Source organism: Pseudomonas sp. D3, from assembly GCF_029320995.1.
In the GTDB taxonomy this organism is placed as follows: Bacteria; Pseudomonadota; Gammaproteobacteria; order Pseudomonadales; family Pseudomonadaceae; genus Aquipseudomonas; species Aquipseudomonas paraveronii.
On record NZ_CP119772.1, the window covers coordinates 2343992 to 2363297 of the forward strand.

Below are 19306 nucleotides of genomic sequence, written 5' to 3' on the forward strand. Positions count from 1 at the left end.
CGCTCCTACAGTGGTTGGCGCGTTATACGAGGCCCAACCCCGTCAGCAACAGGTCGATCAGCTTGATCCCGGCAAACGGCACCAGCACCCCGCCCAGGCCATAGATCAGCAGGTTGCGGTTGAGCAACGCCGCCGCGCCGATCGCGCGGTAAGTCACGCCGCGCAGGGCCAGTGGAATCAGCGCAACAATGATCAGCGCGTTAAAAATCACCGCACTGAGAATCGCCGAGTTGGGGCTGGTCAGGTGCATCACGTTCAATGCGCCGAGCTGTGGATAGGTCGCGACAAACGCCGCCGGGATGATTGCGAAGTACTTCGCCACGTCATTCGCCACGCTGAAGGTGGTGAGGGCGCCGCGCGTCATCAGCATCTGTTTGCCGACCTCGACCACTTCGATCAGCTTGGTCGGGTTGCTGTCGAGGTCGACCATGTTGCCGGCTTCTTTGGCGGCCTGGGTGCCGCTGTTCATCGCCACCGCCACGTCAGCCTGGGCCAGCGCCGGTGCGTCGTTGGTGCCGTCGCCGGTCATGGCCACGAGCTTGCCCTGGGCCTGGTAGTCGCGGATCAATTGCAGTTTGTCTTCCGGGCGGGCCTCGGCGAGGAAGTCATCCACGCCAGCCTCCACCGCAATGGCGGCGGCGGTCAGGCGGTTGTCGCCGGTGATCATCACGGTCTTGATGCCCATGCGCCGCAACTCGGCGAAGCGCTCCTTGATGCCGCCCTTGACCACGTCCTTGAGTTCCACCACACCCAGCGCCTTGGCGCCGTCACTGACCACCAGCGGCGTGCTGCCGCGCCGCGCGACTTCATCGACCTTGGCCTGCAAGGCTGTCGGAAAACTGCCGCCCAAAGCCTCGATATGGTTGCGAATCGCGTCCGCCGCGCCCTTGCGAATCGCCCGGCCTTCGGGCAGGTCGACGCCGCTCATGCGGGTTTGCGCGGTGAAGTGGACAAAGCTGGCGCCGAGCTGGTTGATGTCCCGCGCGCGGATGTCGAACTTCTGTTTGGCCAATACCACGATGCTGCGGCCTTCCGGGGTTTCATCGGCCAGGGACGCCAGTTGCGCGGCGTCTGCCAACTCGGCCTCTTTTATCCCCGGCGCCGGCAAAAAGCTGCTGGCCTGACGGTTGCCCAGGGTGATGGTGCCGGTCTTGTCCAGCAGCAACACGTCGACGTCGCCCGCCGCTTCGACCGCGCGCCCGGAGGTGGCGATGACATTGGCCGACATCATCCGGCTCATGCCCGCCACGCCGATGGCCGAGAGCAGGCCGCCGATGGTGGTGGGGATCAGGCACACCAGCAACGCCACCAGCACCGTGGCGCTGACCACACTGCCGCTGCCGCTCATGGCCACGGCGAAGATCGAGTAAGGGCTGAGCGTGGCGATCACCAGCAGGAACAACAGGGTCAGGCCCACCAGTAGGATGTTTAGGGCCACTTCGTTCGGGGTCTTCTGGCGCTTGGCCGATTCGACCATCGAGATCATGCGGTCCAGAAACGACTCGCCGGGGTTGACGCTGATACGCACCACCAGCCAGTCCGACAGCACGCGTGTGCCGCCGGTGACCGAGGAAAAGTCGCCACCGGCCTCGCGAATCACCGGCGCCGATTCGCCGGTGATCGCGCTTTCGTCCACCGACGCCACGCCTTCAATCACCACGCCATCGAGCGGCACCAGGTCGCCGGCTTCGATCAGCACCACGCTGTCCTTGCGCAGCAGGCTGGCTTCGAGCGGTAACCAGGCGCTGCCATGCTGGGGTTGTTGCAGCAACTTGGCCAACGTCTGGCGCTTCATCCCACGCAGGCTGGCCGCCTGGGCCCGGCTGCGACCTTCGGCCAAGGCCTCGGCGAAGTTGGCGAACAGCACGGTGAACCACAGCCACAAGGTGATGCTGAGGATAAAACCGCTGGGCGCTTCACCCTGGCCACCCAGGGACTGGAACCACAGCAGGGTGGTGAGGATGCTGCCCAGGTAAACCACGAACATCACCGGGTTTTTCCATTGCGCCTGGGGCAGCAGTTTCTTCAGCGCATCCCCACACGCGGTGAGCACGATGGTGCGATCAAACAGAGGTAAACGAGCATTCTTCATGAGGGAAATCTCTTACTCACTGGCCGCAATAGGGGGCTGACGCGATGGCAGGCGGGCGTCTAGCGCAAGGTTGAGTTGCAGCACATTGACCCGTGGTTCGCCGAGCAGGCCGAAGGTGCGCGCACGGGTGTGTTGGTCGACCAGTTGCAGCAACTCGGCTTCGGGGATCTGCCGCAGGCGCGCCACCCGTGGCAGTTGCAGCCGCGCATTGGCCAGCGAGATATGTGGGTCGAGGCCTGAAGCGGAAGCGGTGACTGCGTCCACTGGCACCTGGGCGTCTGCGCCCAGGCCGTTGTCCTGGCGATAGGCGTGGACGCGTGCGGCGACCTGGTCCAGTAGTTTCTGGCTGGTCGGCCCCAGGTTGCTGGCGCCGCTGGAACCGGCGTTGTACGGCTGCGACACGCTTTTGCTCGGGTCTTGCGGGTCGGCGCCGAGGGTCATGCTCGGGCGGCCATGGAAGTACTCCGGCCGGGTGAAGTGTTGGCCGATCAGGGCCGAGCCCATGACCAGGCCGTCGCGTTCAATCAGCGAGCCACGGGCCTGGAACGGGAACATCATTTGTGCGGTCACGGTGGTGAACGCCGGGTAGGCGAACCCCGTCAACAGCATGAAAAACACCGCCGAAACCAGCACCGGGCGCAACAGCCCTTTGAATATCGATTGAGTCGTCATCCACGTGTCCTCAGTTGTACGTCTGGCCGGACAGCAACTGCAGTTGCTCCACCAGCGGGCCGAGCGCGAGCGCCGGCAAAAAGGTCAGGCCGCCGACCACCAGCACCACGAACACCACCAGCAGCATGAACAGCGGGGTCGCGGTGGGAATGGTGCCGGCACCGGCAGGTACGGTTTTTTTCATTGCCAGGGAACCGGCCACGGCGAGCATCGGCAGCAGGGTGAAGAAGCGCCCGATCAACATCGCCAGGCCGATGGTGGTGTTGAAGAACGGCGTATTCGCGTTCAAGCCGGCGAAGGCCGAGCCGTTGTTGGCGGTGCCGGAGGTGTAGGCGTAGAGCACCTCGCTGAAACCGTGGGGGCCGAGGTTGTTCAGGCTGGCCAGGGTGTCGGGCCACAGGGCGGCGAGGGCGGTGAAACCGAGGATGCTGATGGGGTGCGCGAGCACCGAGAGCATCACCAGTTTCATCTCCCGTGCCTCGATTTTCTTGCCGAGGAACTCGGGGCTGCGGCCGATCATCATGCCCACCAGGAACACCGTCAGCAGGGCGTATTGGATCAGGTTGATAAAGCCCACGCCGTCGCCGCCGAACACGCAGTTGAGCATCATCTGCGCCAGGGGCACGAAACCGCCCATGGGGGTCAACGAGTCGTGCATGGTGTTGACCGAACCGGTGGTCGCCGCTGTGGTGGTGGCGATGAACAGGCTGCTGTCGGCGATGCCGAAGCGCAGTTCCTTGCCTTCCATGTTGCCGCCGCTTTGTTCCAGCGACAGGCTCTGGTTGGCGCCGGCCTGGGTCAGCAGCGGGTTGCCGTTTTGCTCGGCGCCGTAGACCAGTGCGAGGAAGCCGATGAACATCACCAGGAAGGTGCCGAAAAACACCCAGCCCTGGCGACGTTGCAACAGCATGCTGCCAAAGGTGTAGGTCAACGCCGAAGGGATCAGCAACATGCTGAGGATGTGCAGCGCGTTGGTCAGCGGCGTCGGGTTTTCGAACGGGTGCGCGGCGTTCATGCTGAAGAAACCGCCGCCGTTGGTGCCGATGTGCTTGATCGATTCAAAGCTGGCCACCGCGCCGACAATCAACTGTTGCTGCGCGCCTTCCAGCGTTGTGGCCAAGACCTGGGAGGCGAAGGTCTGCGGCATGCCCTGCCAGACATACACCAGCGCCATACCCACGCACAGCGGCAGCATCACGCGGTAGAGCGTGCGAGTGAAGTCGACCCAAAAGTTGCCGATATCGCCCGAGCTGGAGCGGCTCAAACCGCGAATGAAACCGGCTGCGGCGACCACCCCGGAGGTGGCGCCGACGCACATCAGAAAGGTGATGACCGCCATCTGGCTGAAGTTCGACAGGCTGCTCTCGCCCGAGTACGCCTGCCAGTTGGTGTTGGTAATAAAGGAAACGGTGGTGTTGAACGCCAGGTCCGGCGTTTGTGCGGCCAGCCCCAACGGGTTGATCGGCATCACCGCCTGCAGGCGCAGGACCACATAGCCGAGCAGCATCATCGCCGCGTTCGACAACAACAGCGCCGAACCGTAGCGGGCCCAGCCCATGGTTTCCCGTGGGTCAATGCCCAGCAGGCGATAGGTATAACGTTCCGGCAAGGCATGGTGAGCCCCGGTGAACACCCGGGTCAGCCATTTGCCCATCAGTACTGCGAGTCCCGTCATTACCCCCAGGACCAGCGCAAATTCCAGCAGCGTGCTTAACATGTCGTGGCTCCGTTCAAATCTTGCCCATGGCGACAATGGCCATGGCAGTCGCAACAAAAAACACCAGGGAAAGGCCAATAAACATCAGGTCGTACATGGCGAACTCCCTAGAATTTTTCTGCGCGAATAAGGGCGTAGCCCAAGTAAGCGAACAGCCCCACGGCGCAGAGGCCGCTGGCGATATAAATGAACGTGAGTGTGAGCACGGTGTAACTCCCCTGAATGAATAAGCCGCAATGGCGGACGCGGGGAGGTTAATCGCTGGGGTATCAAGCCCAGGCACTGATTACAGGTGGCGGTATTAAGACGGTATATAGACGGCTTTATCCGGGGCGAACGAAAAAAAGGGATAGCCCGCCGCCCGGGTATCCCTTTGAAAACTGGGGTTCTGCTGATGTTGACGCGCCGCTTATTTGGCTTTCTTTTTCTTCTCGCTACGGGTAGAGAGGTGTTCGAAGCAAAACGCGGCGGTGCCGAAGAGCGCAATCATTGACAGGACGAGCATGCCTAAAGTTGAACTTTCCACGATGACTTCCTACGGGTGTTTGGGGGTAGGAAGTGACGGTAAAGTGTTCGGGCTTAGTGACTCAATAGAGGCAACGTAATCGTTATGGCGAATCGGCAAACTATACGAACTCTTTACGAAAAGCAGAACAACACAGCATCTGCCTGATGTAATGAACTCTGAATGTGGGAGGGGCGGTGCGACGATTCGACTTGCTCCCGATGGCGGTGAAACCGTCAGCTTATTTATAACTGACCCACCGCCATCGGGAGCAAGCCCCCTCCCACACAGCCCCCGGCCTTACAAGTTGCGGCTGTGCCGGTAATCGCTGACTGCCTCATACACCGCTTTACGCAACCGATTGATCCCGCCGATGGGACGGTGCGCTTCCAGCCCGAACCACGGGTTGAACGACTGGTTGTCGCATGCCAGGTTCAACGCCGGCGTATCGAAATCCTGAGCGGGGATCTTCACCCTGGCCACGGTTTCATAGGGCGCATCGCTTTCTTTCCATTCGATGCTGGTGTCTTCGATCGGCATGAACTTCTGCGGGTTCTGTCGCTGGATCTGCAGCACGAAACACGCGGGCACGCGGTCGGTGGACAGTTGCTGGTTCAGGGCGCTGCGCAGGAAGTTCGGCAGGTCCTGATTCTGTTTGGGCAGCACATAGTCCGGGCAGTTCTGCGGGTCGGGCGCGACGCGGAACTTGGCGTTGGCTGCGCCGAACTTGTAGGGCGAGACGGAAAAGTACGTGGTCTGGGTCGGGCTGGCCGGTGCGGGGGCCAGGGTCGCCAGGGCGATGAACAGGTGGCGCACCTGCCAACTGCGGGGGTCGAGCTTGGGGAAAAACGCCAGGACTTTCTTGCCGTCCGCCTGGGCGCCGATGTTCTGCGCGTACTCGGCCACGTTGCTGACAAAGAAGTTCGGGTGGCTGAACATCACAAAGTCCTGCTCGGCCCGTGCTTGCTGGTCGGCGAGCAACTGTGTGCCCGGCACGTCGAGCAGCTTGATGGCCATGCCGCGCGCATCGCGGATGCTGTCGAATTGCGGGTAGGCGTTGCCGTTGGACAGCCGCATCATGGCTTGCCAGGTCTTGCCCGGTTCGGCAAAGACACCCTGGCGCAGTGCGGGGTCGAGGTCGGCCAGCACCTTGACTTCGGCCTTCACGCAACCGTGGGCCTTGGCATGGGCATCGCGTAGGTAACGCGTGCCTTCGCGGTGTTGGTCAACGATACGCACTGCCGTCTGGATAATGCCCTGGGTCATTGCCGCTTCACCGGACGGGATCTGCTCGTCCGGCGACACCGGGCCGCTGTGCTGCCAGGCGTACCAAGCGGTGGCCGCCAGCCAGCCGAGCAGGCCAAGGGCCGTCAGCCATAGCAGGGTTTTGCCGAGCACGGCGCCGAGGCGCAGCCACAGGCGAGCGAGCATGGAAGGTTGCGAGTTGTGCGAGTGGATAATCATGGCAGTTGTTGCTCCAGCGGGCCGCCGAGGACTTTGAGGTATTCCAGCAGTGCCCAGCGTTCCTGCGGCAACAAGCCGCGGCCGATGACGCCGTTGCCACGTTGGCCAGCGCGGAATTCATGGCCGCTGTTGTGGTTGCCGGTGATGCGCGTATCGAACAGGAAGGCATTGTTGAACGCGCCGGTCTCAAAGCCCAGGTGGCGCGGGTCGTAGTTGAAGGTGCCTTTATAGAAGGTGGTGTTGCGCTCGTCCTGGGGCGAGAGCAACTGGTAAATCGTCGGCACCGAGCCGTTGTGCAAAAACGGCGGGGTGGCCCACACGCCGGCCAGCGGCCGCGCTTTGTAGGCGCGCAACTCGCGCACGCCGATGGGCAGGCCGTAACCGTCCAGGCGCGGGCGCTCGGCCGGGGTGACGCCGGCGGCGCGGTAGGCGTGGTCCTCAACGAACGCGGTGACGTAGGCCAGCCCCTTGGCCACGGAGATTTTTTTCAGGTCCAGCGGTTCGGTGGGCGTGGGGTGCAACTCGACGTTCAACTGGGCCAATTCTGCCGGGTCCCACTTCAAGGCGCTGAGGTCATAGCGCTGGTCGGCGATATTGCTGGCGGTGCTGGGGTCGGTGCCGATGTAGTCCACCGGGAGCATTTTCAGTTGTTGCACCGGGCGGCCATTTTGCTGGGTGACGGCCGGCACATGGCAGCCGGCGCAGTTTTCGGCGAACAGCGTGCGGCCCTGGGCGGCGAGGGGCTTGTCGATGGCGCCGAACAGGTCTTCCGGCCAGGTCGGCGGCTTGAGGCGCTGCAGGGTTTCTTCGATCAGGTTCAGGTCGCGCACCCGCACGCTCGACGGGTAGCGTGCGTCGCCCTGAAGCGGCTGGCCGGCGCTGTCGAAGAAGTCCAGAGTCGCCCCCACACCGAGGGCTTCGCCGATATTGCGGGCCATCGGTTGTTGCGCCGAACCGGTCCATTGCACCCAGTCGAACGTCCAGATATCCCACAACTGCGGGTAGTCCACAGGCGCGTTGGCAATTCGGTAATTCTCCGGGGAAATCGCGTCGCCAAAGCTGGCGTTGGCGATGCGGCCGAAGGCATCGGTGCGCCCCGGGCCTTCCTCGGTGGGGTAGAGGCCACGGTGGGTATCGTTCCAGGCGACTTTGATGAACTGGTTCAGCGACTGTTTGAAGTCTTGGCGCAGCAGGTCTTCATTGTGGTCATCGTAATCGTGGCCGAGCACCTGGCGGGCGAAGCGTTCGAATTTCCACGGGTTGTAATACGTCGCGGCGAGGCTGGCCACCAGGGCCTGGCCGAAACTGCCGCCGCGCAAGGTCGGCACGCTGGAGGGCAGCACGTGCTGGGCCGAACCGCCGTCGATGCGCAAGGCCTGGCCGTTGAAATGCAGTTCGCCGGTGTGGCAGGCGGCGCAGGTGATGTCCAGGTATTCGGTGTTGCTGCCGGCGTTCTTGTGCCGGGCGAAGCCGACCGGCAGGTTGCCGGGGTTTTGTGGGCTGGGCACTTGCCTGGGGTCGATCAGGAAACCGAAGCGTGCCAGGTACTCCGGCGTGGCGAAGCGCTGTTCGGAAAACGGCAGTTCCAGCGCGGTGAACCAGTCGTAATGCAGGCCTTTTACCTGGGTGCCCTGGGGCGTGAAGTAGTAGGTCTGGCGGTCGGCGGCACTCCATTGATCCTGGTAATGCACGTGCTCCACGGGGACGTAGTCCGGCAGCCTGGGGTTGGCGGTGTAATAGAGCACCACTGCCAGGATCAGGCCCAGCAGGGCGAGGATCAGCAGTAAAACACGGGAAAAAATGCGCAAGATAACTATCCTTGTCGAGTGATTGCGTTGTTATGCCACTACGCCACGGGTGCGGCAAGTGGCCATGGTCCTGCGGACAGGCGGTCCCGCGATCCGTCGCGGGCGTCCATCATGAATGAAAATGCTTTTAAACACGTGAACTTATCAGAAGTTTCCTGCTCAGATGCCGGTAGCCATTGGTCGTGGCCGCCTGATAAGCTCGCGACTTTATTCGATTGCCCTTTTGGCGCATGAACAAGGAAATAGCATGAAACAGCATCGGTTGGCGGCGGCGGTGGCCCTGGTTAGCCTGGTACTTGCGGGTTGTGATTCGCAGACCAGCGTAGAGCTGAAAACCCCGGCGCAGAAAGCTTCCTACGGTATCGGCCTGAACATGGGCAAAAGCCTTGCCCAAGAAGGCATGGACGATCTGGACTCCAAAGCGGTAGCCCAGGGCATTGAAGATGCCGTCGGTAAGAAAGAGCAGAAGCTGAAAGACGACGAACTGGTTGAAGCGTTTGCCGCACTGCAGAAGCGTGCTGAAGAACGCATGACCAAAATGAGCGAAGAGTCGGCATCCGCCGGCAAGAAATTCCTCGAAGACAACGCCAAGAAAGATGGCGTAGTCACCACGGCTTCCGGCCTGCAGTACAAGATCACCAAGAAAGCCGACGGCCCTCAGCCTAAGCCGACCGACGTGGTCACTGTGCACTACACCGGCAAGCTCACCAACGGCACTACCTTTGACAGCTCCGTGGATCGCGGCAGCCCGATTGACCTGCCGGTCAGCGGCGTGATTCCGGGTTGGGTCGAAGGCCTGCAACTGATGCACGTCGGCGAAAAGGTCGAGTTGTACATCCCATCCGACCTGGCCTACGGTGCCCAGAGCCCGAGCCCGGCGATCCCGGCCAACTCCGTGCTGGTATTCGACCTGGAACTGCTGGCCATCAAGGACCCAGCCAAGGCTGAAGCCCCTGACGCACCAGCCGCCAAGAAGTAATCGGCGCCTGAACACCCAACGCCCCGTCTCGACGGGGCGTTGTTGTTTGTGCAGGGTGCTTCCACACTCAGCCTGTGCAAATCCAAACGAACAACCGCCACTTGCAACAGTCTGATAAAAGACTCGAGTGCGGGTAGCCGGACGCAAGCGCCAAGTCAATGAATTCTTGGGTTTTTTTGATGTGCGCAAAAAACGCCCGATCTGACTACGAGCCTTGTAAACCGTGGCTTTCAGCCATGAAAACAGGCTCTGTTCACAAGGTTATCCACAATTTGTGTGGATAACCTTCTCTGACCCATGGAACTGGAGTGCCGAATGAAACCACCCTTCAATTTCGCCCGTTTCCTGCCCATGGCCGCGCGCCTGCTGGGGCGTGGGCGCTTGCCGACGTTGTTGTTCGCCGTGGCGGCCAAGGGCGCAAGCCAGGGCAACCGCCTCGGCAAGCTCAAGGATGACCTCAAGTTGCTCCAGGCCCTATGCCTGGCCTACTGGCGGGGCGAGTACCGGGCGATCAGCCCGAAGGCGCTGGTGTCGGTCGTGGCAGGACTGATGTATTTCCTCAGCCCGATCGACGCGATACCGGACTTTATCCCGGTATTCGGCATGCTCGACGACATCGCCGTGCTGGCCTGGGTCATGAAGAGCCTGAGCGCCGAACTGAGCGCCTTTCGCGCCTGGCGGGAGGCACAGCGTCCGGAAAAGCTCGCCGTGGTTGAGCGCCTGCCGGCGACGCCCGCGCTGCTGGCCCAGGAAAACCCGCAAAAAGCCTCATGACACGGATATCCCCCTGCGACCTTTGTGGCTGTTAGGATTACACTCCTAAGAAAGTGCTTACTTAGTAAGTGTTGTTATCCTACGGGGCTGTTATGGATATTCAGATAATTTCACGGAATGGCGAGCCCGAGTACGCGGTGTTGCCATGGGATCAGTACCAGGCGCTGCTAAAAGCCGCCGGTCAGCAGCAACCCGTGCCAGTACCTTCTTCTACTGCCCAAGCCGCACCTCCTCAGGACCTGCACCCGCTCGCAGACCTGCGCGGCTTGCGCGAAGCCAAGGGCTTGGCCATCGAAACCCTAGCCCGCACCGTGGGGATCAGCCCCTCGTACCTCGGATTGATCGAAAGGGGTGAACGCCAGCCGGATGCCGCGATCCGTCGCAGCCTGGCCTGGGAATTGGGCGTGGCAGGTTGGAGGGATGAATCTTGAGCCTACGTATCAGCCGTCAACACTGGGATGGGTTACTCAACGAACTGGACCAGGCGCGCCGCCAGCGCCACTTACTGACCTACCGTGCGCTGTTGGAACGCCTGCAATTTCCCACGCCGGCGATGCAGACACTCACTGCGGCCCTGGAACACCTGGCGGCGCTGGACGCCAAAGCCGAGCAGCCATTGCGCAGTTCCCTGGTGATCAGCCAAGGCGCCAGCCGCCTGCCGCGTACCGGTTTCTTTGAATGCGTGGAGCGCCTGGGGCGCTTTTGCGGGCCTTCCGATGGCGTGGCCGCCGCGTCCTGGCACGCTTCGGAAGTGGTGCGCGTGTTCGAGTACGAGTATCCGGAATCCGCCGAGGCTTAAACCGGCAGGGGCAGCATGTCCAGGCTGTCGATTACATGGATGCTGTAACCGGCCACATTCTTTGCATGGTGTTTGGCCTGGGATGCCAGCTCCGCCAACTGGCTGGCATCGAGTTGTCCACAGGCCTGTGGATACAAATGCACCACGCCGATGGACAGCGACAGCAGTGCGTATTCCTGGCGCACACCCTGGCGGTTCGAGGCCACAAAACAGCCGGCGTCCAGATGTTCTGCGCGGTAGAAGCGTCGGCATTGGGTGTGGAAATCATCCAGCAGTTGATTGAGCCGTTTGCGCCAATCCTGCGGCCCGAGCACCAGCAAAAAATCATCGCCGCCGATATGCCCGACAAAGTCGCGGCTGGGGTCGACCCGGTCGTTCAGGCATTGCGCCAGGCACAGCAACACTTCGTCGCCACGCCCGTAGCCATAGATGTCATTGAAGGGCTTGAAGCTGTCGATATCCACGTAGCAAATCACCGACTCGCGTTGCTGTTGCAACAGCCGCGTCAGGCATTGCTGGATCGGCACGTTGCCGGGTAGCAGGGTCAGCGGGTTGGCGTAGCGCGCCTGCTGGATCTTCAGCTCGGTGATCAGCTTGAGCACATCGATCACCCGGCCCAGGCCGAGGTAATCGCCGTTCAGCGTGATGATGAAGTCTTCTTCGATGCGTTGCCGGGCGCGACTGGTCAGCAGCCGGCTGACCTGTTGCAGGGACTGGCTCAACTCCACCGCGAGAAAATCATCGCTCATCAAGCGGCTGATCGGCTTGCGCGCAAACAGGTCGGTGGCGAACGGCTTGAGCAGGGCGTCGGACAACGAATGGCGATGCACAATGCCGACCGGCCGGCCGTGTCTATCCAGCACTGCCAGGGAGTTGAGGTTGGCCTGGCGGCGGAAGGACTCCAGCACCAGGGCGGTGGCGGTGTCCTGATCCACTGCCGGCTGCTCGTTGAGCAGGGCACTGAGGTCACTGCCTTCTTCGCTGAGGGCAATGTTGGCGTTGTCGGGTTTGGGTAGCATCAGGCGCGCTTCCTGCGACGGGTGTTCTTGGGGACGACAGAGCAAGTAACCCTGGACCAGATCGACGCCCATCTCGGTCAACACCGCCAACTCTTCCGGTAGCTCGATGCCTTCGGCAATCACCTGGGCGCGCGACGCCCGAGCGATCTGCAGGATAGAACCGACAAATTCGCGCTTGAGCGCGTCCTGGTGGATGCCGTCGATAAAGTGCCGATCGATCTTCACGTAGTCCGGACGCAGTTCCGACCACAAGCGCAGGCTGGAATACCCCGCGCCCAAGTCGTCGAGCGCGATGGCGAAACCCATGTCGCGGTAGTGATGCAGGGCGGTTTGCAGCAGGTCGAAATCGTCGGTGGGCGTCTGCTCGGTGAGTTCGATCACCACCTGGCTCGGTGGGATGCCGAAGTCCCGCAGCAGTTGCAGGGTGCGGCCGGGTTGGTGCGCGGTTTCCATCAGGGATTCCGGCGAGATGTTGAGAAACAGCTTGCCCGGCAACTTCTGCGCGCTGAACCGCCGACACGCGCTTTCGCGACAGGCTATTTCCAGTTCGCTGAGGCGCCCGGCATGCCTGGCCACGGCAAACAAGGCGACGGGGGAGTGCAGTGGGCTGTTGGACGGGCCACGGCTCAGGGCCTCGTAGCCGAGGATGCGCCGTTCGGACAGGCTGATGATCGGTTGGAACAGGCTGTGCAAACTGCCTTGAGCCAGGATAGAGCCCAATGCATTCAGCTGTTCGGTCATGGTCATGGCGATCTCGATCTCGATCGAAAAAAAAGGACCGCAGGCGGTGAGCCAGCGGTCCTATATTTCACGACAGAATGATGTCTATATGATGACACTCCGCAGAGAGGTCACATTAAATCGCCATCATTTACTGCTTGGCCACCTGTTTTGTCACTTTCAGGTAGTCCAGCAGAATCCGGCCTGTCTCGGCCAGGTAGGCGTCGTCTTCCGGCTTGGTTTTGTCCGCCTCGGTCGGCAGCGCGTCTTCATCTTCTTTCTTCAGTTCCTTGAGTGGGTCTTCGCCCTTGGCCTTGCGGCGGACGTTCTCCAGTACAAGCTGCTGATTCTCGATGTCGGTGTGCTGCTTGCGGCGATCGATTTCGTTGAGGCTGACGGTTTTTTCTTCCATCAACTTCTTCGCCAGGGCCAGCTTGTCGCGGATAAACACGAACTCGGCATCCTTGGCGGAGCGGGTGTCGTGGTCAGCCTTCAACTGCGCCAGGAACGGTTTGAACGGGTCCGACGCCGGCTTGATCGCAGGACGAATGGTGTCCCACGGCATGGCTTCGGGCAGGGCGCTCTCGCCGATTTCCTTGGTGTCGATGATCGACGGGAAGTCGATGTCCGGCAGTACGCCCTGATGCTGGGTGCTCTGCCCGGAAACCCGGTAGAACTTGGCCAGCGTCAGTTTCAGTTCGCCATGGTTCAGCGGCTGAATGGTCTGCACGGTGCCTTTGCCGAAGGTCTGGCCACCGACGATCAATGCGCGGTGATAATCCTGCATGGCGCCGGCGAAAATCTCCGAAGCCGAGGCCGACAGGCGGTTGACCAGCAATGCCATCGGGCCTTTGTAGAAGGCACCTGGGTTCTCGTCTTCGAGCACGTCGACACGGCCGTCAGCGTTGCGTACCAACACGGTCGGACCCTTGTCGATAAACAGACTGGTCAGCTCGGTGGCCTCCTGCAGGGAGCCGCCGCCGTTGTTGCGCAGGTCGATGACCACGCCGTCGACTTTTTCTTTCTGCAGCTCGGTCAGGATTTTCTTAACGTCGCGCGTGGTGCTCTTGTAGTCCGGATCGCCAGCACGGAAGGCCTTGAAGTCCAGGTAGAAGGCCGGGATTTCAATCACGCCCAACTTATAGTCCTTGCCATCCTGCTTGAGGTTGAGGACTTTCTTCTGCACGGCCTGGTCTTCGAGCTTCACCGCTTCACGGGTGATGGACACGATTTTGCTGGTCTGGTCGTTCGGTGCATTGGTGTGCGGAATCACTTCCAGGCGCACCACGCTGCCTTTCGGCCCACGGATCAGCTTGACCACTTCGTCCAGGCGCCAGCCGACCACATCGACCATCTCTTTGTCGGCCTGGGCCACGCCGATGATCTTGTCGGCAGGTGCAACCTGCTTGGTCTTGTCCGCCGGGCCTGCCGGAACCAGACGCACGATCTTCACTTGGTCGTTGTCGCTTTGCAGGACGGCACCGATGCCTTCCAGCGACAGACTCATATTGATATCGAAATTTTCCGCGTTATCCGGCGACAGATAATTGGTGTGCGGATCGTAGGACATCGCGAAAGTGTTGATGTAGGCCTGGAAGATATCTTCGGCACGGGTCTGGTCCAGACGTGCCAACTGATTCTTGTAGCGCTTGGTCAACAGCTCTTGAATGGCCTTCGGCTCTTTGCCGGCGATCTTCAGGCGCAGCACTTCGTCCTTGACGCGTTTGCGCCACAGGTCATCCAGGGCGGCGGTGCTGGTCAGCCAAGGGGCGTCCTTGCGATCCACCAGAAGGCTTTCCTTCTCGGTGAAGTCGAACTTGTCGACACCTTTGTCCAACTCACCCAAGGCGAAGTCCAGACGCGCTTTGACGCGGTCCAGGTAGCGCTTGTAGATGGTGAAGCCGGGCTGCAGGTCGCCGCTCTTGAGGAAGTCGTCGAACTGGGTCTTCCACTTGTTGAACTCAGCGATATCGCTGGCCAGGAAGTAGCTGCGCGACGGGTCCAGCAGCTTGAGGTAGCTGTCATAGATGATCACCGAGCGAGCGTCGTCCAGCGGCGGCTTGCTGTAGTGATGGCGCTTGAGCAACTCGACGACGTTAAGGCTCGCAATCACCTCATCGCGATCAGGCTGAAGATTGTCCCAGCTGTTGGCTGCGAACGTATTGGTCGACATCGACGACAAGCCGAGACCAATGAAAAGAGCTAGGGCGGTGCTTGGGAACAAATGCTTCATGCTGATTCGACGCGGGGGCAATTGATAACGCATATTAGGCCGTCTTTGAAGTCGCCGGTTCCATATGGGCCGGTCGCATAATGCAAAAAGCCCGGCGATACAGCTACGGGCTCAGTCCAGACTCACTATGGAGGCACTGTGAAAGCATTGCAAGGCGTTGAAGGTCATGTGGAGTGGTTGGATGAGCCAAGTCCTACATGCGATGTAGGTCAGGTTCGCATTCGTGTGGCGGCTGCGGGGCTCAATCGTGCCGATTTACTGCAGCGTGCGGGGCTTTATCCGCCACCGCCGGGCGTCAGTAAGGTGTTGGGCCTGGAGTGTTCCGGGGTGATCAGCGAGGTCGGCGCGGGCTCGTCCTGGCAGGTCGGCGACCGCGTCTGCGCGCTGCTGGCCGGGGGCGGCATGGCCGAGGAAGTGGTGGTGGACGCCCGCCATGTGCTGCCGGTGCCGGAAGGCCTGTCGTTGACCGAAGCGGCGGCCTTGCCCGAGGTATATAGCACCGCGTGGTTGAATCTGTTCCAACTGGCGGGCCTCAGGCCCGGTGAAAAGGTGTTGCTGCATGCCGGCGCCAGTGGCGTGGGCTCGGCGGCGATCCAACTGTGCAAGGCCTTTGGCAGCCCGTGCTGGGTCAGTGTCGGCTCGGCGGAGCGGCTCGCCTACTGCCAAGCGCTCGGCGCCCAGGGCGGTGTGGTGCGCACGGACGGTATTGAAGGGCTGCGCGATTTCGGGCCGTTCGATGTCATCCTCGACCCGGTCGGCGCCAGCTACGCGGCGCTGGACCTCAAGCTGCTGGCCCTGGACGGTCGTTGGGTGTTGATCGGCCTGATGGGCGGGCGCGAGGCGCAGTTGGACCTGGCGCAAGTACTGGGCAAGCGTGTGCAACTGCTCGGCTCGACCCTGCGCAGCCGCGACGATCAGTTCAAGGCCGACCTGTGCAGTGATCTAAGCCAGCATGTCTGGCCGTTGTTTGCCGAAGGTCGCTTGAGCCCGCAACTGGCCAAGACCTTCCCGATCAAGGATGCCGAGGCGGCGTTTGCTGAGCTTGCGACCAACCAGATTTCCGGGAAATTGGTGTTGGTGATCGACGCCAGCCTGACCTGACCTCGAATTGGAATAAGGTCAATGTGGGAGGGGGCTTGCCCCCGATGGAGGTGTGTCAGATGAAGAATTCTTCACTGATCCACCGCCATCGGGGGCAAGCCCCCTCCCACATTTGGATCTCGGTCGAGTCAGACCCAGTGGTGGACCGGCCAGCCTGCCTGTTCGGCGTGCTCACGCAATACCGGGTCGGGGTTCACCACCTGCGGATGATCCACCTTCAGCAGCAACGGCAAATCATTGCGCGAATCTGAATAGAAGTACGCGCCTTCCAGGGTTTCACCTTCCTGTTCCAGCCATTCGAGCAAGCGCGTGATCTTGCCTTCGCGGTAGGTCAGGACGCCGACGGTACGGCCGCTGTACACGCCGTGGCTGACATCCAGTTCAATGCCCAATACTTCATCGATACCGATACGCGCCGCTATCGGTGTGACCAAGTGGGTGCCCGACGCGGAAATCACCAGAACCCGGTCGCCGTTCGCGCGGTGGCGGGCGATGGTGCGGGTGGCGTCGCTGTAGATCAGCGGTTCGATGACGTCCTCCACCCAGGGCTCCACCAGATGCTCGATTTCCTCCGGCGTGCGGCCGATCATCGGCTCCAGGCTGAAGTCCATGAACGCTTCCATGGCCAGCTTGCCCTGGCTGTAGGCGTCCATCAGTTCGTTGTTCTTGCGCATGAACGATTCGGGGTCGACCCAGGCCAGGCGGCCCATCTGCTCGCTCCACAGGGTGGCGCAGTCGCCGTGGATCAGGGTGTCGTCCAAATCAAAAATTACCAATGCCATCCGTTACGCTCTCTCATTAATGCAATGCCGCTCAGGCTACTTCACACAGTGCGCTTGGGTCGATGGAAAGTGCCAGGCGCTGGCCGTCAGGGTGCAGATCGTCCGCCGAGCGGTTGAGCACGTCCACCACCAATTCCACGCCGCGCGCTTCGATGCGGTAGCGAATCACGTTGCCCAGCAGGCTGTGGCTGCGCACCAGGGCGTCGAGTTCGCCGCTGCGGCTCAGTTCGATGGCTTCCGGGCGAATCGCGATGCGCCCGCTGATCGGCCGTTGCAGCAGTTGGCTGGCCTTGTCCGCGTCGAGCAGGTTGTAGTTGCCGATAAACCCGGCGGCAAACACATCCACCGGCGCGGTGTAGAGGGTTTCGGCGTCGCCGCTCTGGACGATCTTGCCCTGGTTCATCAGGAAGATCCGGTCGGACATGGTCAGCGCTTCTTCCTGGTCATGGGTCACGAAGATCGTCGTCAGGCCCAGTTCGCGCTGGATCTGGCGGATCTGCTCGCGCAGGTGCTTGCGAATGCGCGCATCCAGCGCCGACAGCGGTTCATCCAGCAGCAACAGGCGCGGGCGGGTGACCAGGGAGCGGGCGAGGGCCACGCGCTGGCACTGGCCGCCGGACATCTGGTGCGGGTAGCGCCCGGCCAGGTCCTTGAGTTCCACCAGTTGCAACACGTCCTGCACGCGTTTGTGGCTGTCGTCGGCGTTGACCTTTTGCATGCGCAGGCCGAAGGCGACGTTCTGTTCCACGGTCATGTTGGGGAACAGCGCATAGCTCTGGAACACCATGCCGATCTGTCGTTTCTGCGGGCTCAGGGGCACGATGTCCTGGCCGTCGAGGAGGATCTGGCCACTGTCCACCGACGTCAGGCCGGCGATGCAGCGCAGCAAGGTCGATTTGCCGCAGCCGGACGGGCCGAGCAGGGTGACGAATTCGCCCTTGGCGATCTCGCAATTGATGTCACTGAACACCGGGGTGCCGGCGTAGCCTTTTTGCAGGTGTTGGACGCTGACGAAGCTCATTGGCTTTTGTCCTTGTTCAAGATGTTGGCGGCCCAGGTCAGCACCAGCACAAAGAAGAAATAGGAAATGACCACGGCACTGGTGAAGTGGCCGCTGCTGTTGCGCATGTTGTTGAGGTACACCTGCAGGGTTTCGTAGCGGGTGCCCACGAGGATGTTGGCGAACACGAACTCACCGAACAGGAACGAAAACGACAGCAGCAACGCCACCATCAGGCCCTTGCGCAGGTTCGGCAGCACCACCAGGATCGCCGCCTGCCAGGTGCTGGCGCCGAGCAGTTGCGCGGCGTCCATCAGGTCGCGCAGGTTGATGGCTTGCAGGTTGTTGGTGATCGCGCGGTACATGAACGGCAGCGCCACGGTGAAGTAGCAGCCGATCAGAATCCACGGCGTCCCCACCATCGCCAGCGGCCCGGAGCCATAGAGTTGCAGCAGGCCCACCGACGACACCACCGGCGGCACCGCAAAGGGCAGCAGGATCAGAATGTTCATCAGCGCGTCGAGCTTGGGGAAGTGGTAATGCACCACGAACAGCAGCGGCAGGATCAGCACCACCGACAAAATCAACGCGCCGACGCAGACCAACAGGGATTGGCCGAAAGCCATCAGAAAGCGCGGGTCACTCCATAGCTGCACGTACCATTTCACGGTGAAGCCGGCCGGCAGGATGGTTGCCGACCAACTGCTGGCAATGGAGTAGACAAAGGTGCCGATCAGCGGCAGCACCAGGATCGCGAACAACAGGTACACCACGACCCGGTGGTAGAGGGAGGCCGGGCCGGCTTCAGCGCGAGACATGGTAGCTCCTCTTGAGCAGCAGTTGATGGACCACGGTGACCACGGTCATCAGCGCCACCAGCACAACGGCCAGGGCGCTGGCCATGTTCGGGTCCAGGGAGATGTCGCCGGAGACCATCGCCGCGATCCGGATCGGCAATACGTTGAAGTTGCCGGTGGTCAGCGCGTAAACCGTGGCGTAGGCGCCGAGGGCGTTGGCCAGCAGGATCACGAAGGTGCCGAGCAGCGCCGGGGTCAGCACCGGCAGGCCGATGTGGCGCCAGAACTGCCAGCCGTTGGCACCCAGCAGGGCGGCGGACTCGCGCCAGTCTTCGCGCACCGCATCGAAGGCCGGGTAGAGCAGCAACACGCCCAGCGGGATCTGGAAGTAGGTGTAGAGAATGATCAGGCCGGTCTTGGAATACAGGTTGAAGTCCTGAATGATCCCGGCTTGCTTGAGCATGAGGGTGATGCTGCCGTTGAAACCGAGCAGGATGATGAAAGCAAAGGCCAGGGGCACGCCGGCGAAGTTGCTGGTCATGTTGGCGAAGGCGGTGACGAAGTTGCGCAGCGGCGAATCCACGCGGCGCAGCGAATAGCTGCCGAGCACCGAAATGATGATGCCGAACACGCTGGAGTAGAAGCTGATCTCCAGGCTGTACTGGATCGCCTGCAGGTAGAACTTCGAACTGAAGATCTTGCTGAAGTTGGCCAGGCCCCAGCCGAACTCTTCCGACTGCAGGCTGTTGATCATCACCCACACCAGCGGGGCAATTTCAAACACGATAAAGAACAGCGCGAAGGGCACCAGGCACAGGATCGCGAGCCATTTGCTGCGGGTCAT

The 19306-nt window shown here is 61.5% G+C and carries 17 protein-coding genes; 5 read left to right on the forward strand and 12 right to left on the reverse strand.

Translation table 11 applies throughout. The annotated features are described in order from the left end of the window. Window positions 1-22 precede the first annotated feature (22 nt). From kdpB to P3S72_RS10855, 6 genes are all read right to left on the reverse strand, one after another. Window positions 23-2092 carry a potassium-transporting ATPase subunit KdpB gene (gene kdpB, locus P3S72_RS10830; RefSeq protein WP_276197320.1) on the reverse strand — a complete coding sequence of 690 codons (2070 nt, stop codon included), beginning with the start codon at window positions 2090-2092 and terminating at the stop codon, window positions 23-25. 12 nt (window positions 2093-2104) lie between these two features. After that, window positions 2105-2764, reverse strand: a complete 660-nt coding sequence (gene kdpC, locus P3S72_RS10835) for a K(+)-transporting ATPase subunit C (RefSeq protein ID WP_276197321.1) — start codon at window positions 2762-2764, stop codon at window positions 2105-2107. Window positions 2765-2774: 10 nt separating this feature from the next. Then, a complete protein-coding gene (gene kdpA / locus P3S72_RS10840) occupies window positions 2775-4481 on the reverse strand; it encodes a potassium-transporting ATPase subunit KdpA (RefSeq protein WP_276197322.1) in 1707 nt (568 codons plus the stop codon). Window positions 4482-4588: 107 nt separating this feature from the next. Continuing rightward, window positions 4589-4687: a K(+)-transporting ATPase subunit F gene (kdpF, locus tag P3S72_RS10845; protein WP_074851717.1), complete on the reverse strand. Its 99-nt coding sequence runs from the start codon at window positions 4685-4687 to the stop codon at window positions 4589-4591. Between the two features lie 599 nt (window positions 4688-5286). Next, a complete protein-coding gene (locus P3S72_RS10850; protein WP_276197323.1) occupies window positions 5287-6450 on the reverse strand; it encodes a catalase family protein in 1164 nt (387 codons plus the stop codon). After that, on the reverse strand, window positions 6447-8258 hold the full coding sequence (locus tag P3S72_RS10855) for a di-heme-cytochrome C peroxidase (protein WP_276197324.1): 1812 nt from the start codon (window positions 8256-8258) through the stop codon (window positions 6447-6449). Before P3S72_RS10855 ends, P3S72_RS10850 begins: the two co-directional genes overlap by 4 nt. Window positions 8259-8505: 247 nt before the next feature. Here P3S72_RS10855 and P3S72_RS10860 point away from each other — a divergent pair, with 247 nt between their 5' ends. From P3S72_RS10860 to P3S72_RS10875, 4 genes are all read left to right on the forward strand, one after another. Next, entirely contained in the window at window positions 8506-9237 is a 732-nt protein-coding gene (locus P3S72_RS10860) for an FKBP-type peptidyl-prolyl cis-trans isomerase (RefSeq protein ID WP_276197325.1), read from the forward strand. A 315-nt stretch (window positions 9238-9552) separates the two neighbouring features. Further along, window positions 9553-10011: a YkvA family protein gene (locus P3S72_RS10865; protein ID WP_276197326.1), complete on the forward strand. Its 459-nt coding sequence runs from the start codon at window positions 9553-9555 to the stop codon at window positions 10009-10011. A 92-nt stretch (window positions 10012-10103) separates the two neighbouring features. Then, window positions 10104-10442 carry a helix-turn-helix domain-containing protein gene (locus P3S72_RS10870; RefSeq protein WP_276197327.1) on the forward strand — a complete coding sequence of 113 codons (339 nt, stop codon included), beginning with the start codon at window positions 10104-10106 and terminating at the stop codon, window positions 10440-10442. Continuing rightward, window positions 10439-10810, forward strand: coding sequence for a hypothetical protein (locus P3S72_RS10875; RefSeq protein ID WP_247404699.1), 372 nt, complete (start codon window positions 10439-10441; stop codon window positions 10808-10810). The genes P3S72_RS10870 and P3S72_RS10875 overlap by 4 nt, the downstream gene beginning before the upstream one ends. Here P3S72_RS10875 and P3S72_RS10880 read toward each other — a convergent pair. Continuing rightward, a complete protein-coding gene (locus tag P3S72_RS10880; protein ID WP_276197328.1) occupies window positions 10807-12576 on the reverse strand; it encodes a bifunctional diguanylate cyclase/phosphodiesterase in 1770 nt (589 codons plus the stop codon). The two genes, P3S72_RS10875 and P3S72_RS10880, sit on opposite strands and share 4 nt — an antisense overlap. Window positions 12577-12700: 124 nt before the next feature. Next, on the reverse strand, window positions 12701-14782 hold the full coding sequence (locus tag P3S72_RS10885) for a carboxy terminal-processing peptidase (RefSeq protein ID WP_276197329.1): 2082 nt from the start codon (window positions 14780-14782) through the stop codon (window positions 12701-12703). 138 nt (window positions 14783-14920) lie between these two features. Here P3S72_RS10885 and P3S72_RS10890 point away from each other — a divergent pair, with 138 nt between their 5' ends. Further along, the gene (locus tag P3S72_RS10890; protein WP_276197330.1) at window positions 14921-15883 is read left to right on the forward strand and encodes a zinc-binding dehydrogenase; all 963 of its coding nucleotides are present in this window, start codon (window positions 14921-14923) and stop codon (window positions 15881-15883) included. Window positions 15884-16011: 128 nt separating this feature from the next. Here P3S72_RS10890 and P3S72_RS10895 read toward each other — a convergent pair whose 3' ends face one another. From P3S72_RS10895 to P3S72_RS10910, 4 genes are read right to left on the reverse strand one after another with little or no spacing between them, the layout of a single operon-like run. Continuing rightward, window positions 16012-16665 carry an HAD family hydrolase gene (locus P3S72_RS10895; RefSeq protein ID WP_276197331.1) on the reverse strand — a complete coding sequence of 218 codons (654 nt, stop codon included), beginning with the start codon at window positions 16663-16665 and terminating at the stop codon, window positions 16012-16014. 31 nt (window positions 16666-16696) lie between these two features. Then, window positions 16697-17686: an ABC transporter ATP-binding protein gene (locus P3S72_RS10900; RefSeq protein WP_276197332.1), complete on the reverse strand. Its 990-nt coding sequence runs from the start codon at window positions 17684-17686 to the stop codon at window positions 16697-16699. Beyond that, a complete protein-coding gene (locus P3S72_RS10905; RefSeq protein WP_276197333.1) occupies window positions 17683-18483 on the reverse strand; it encodes an ABC transporter permease in 801 nt (266 codons plus the stop codon). Before P3S72_RS10905 ends, P3S72_RS10900 begins: the two co-directional genes overlap by 4 nt. Further along, a complete protein-coding gene (locus P3S72_RS10910; protein WP_276197919.1) occupies window positions 18470-19306 on the reverse strand; it encodes an ABC transporter permease subunit in 837 nt (278 codons plus the stop codon). Before P3S72_RS10910 ends, P3S72_RS10905 begins: the two co-directional genes overlap by 14 nt.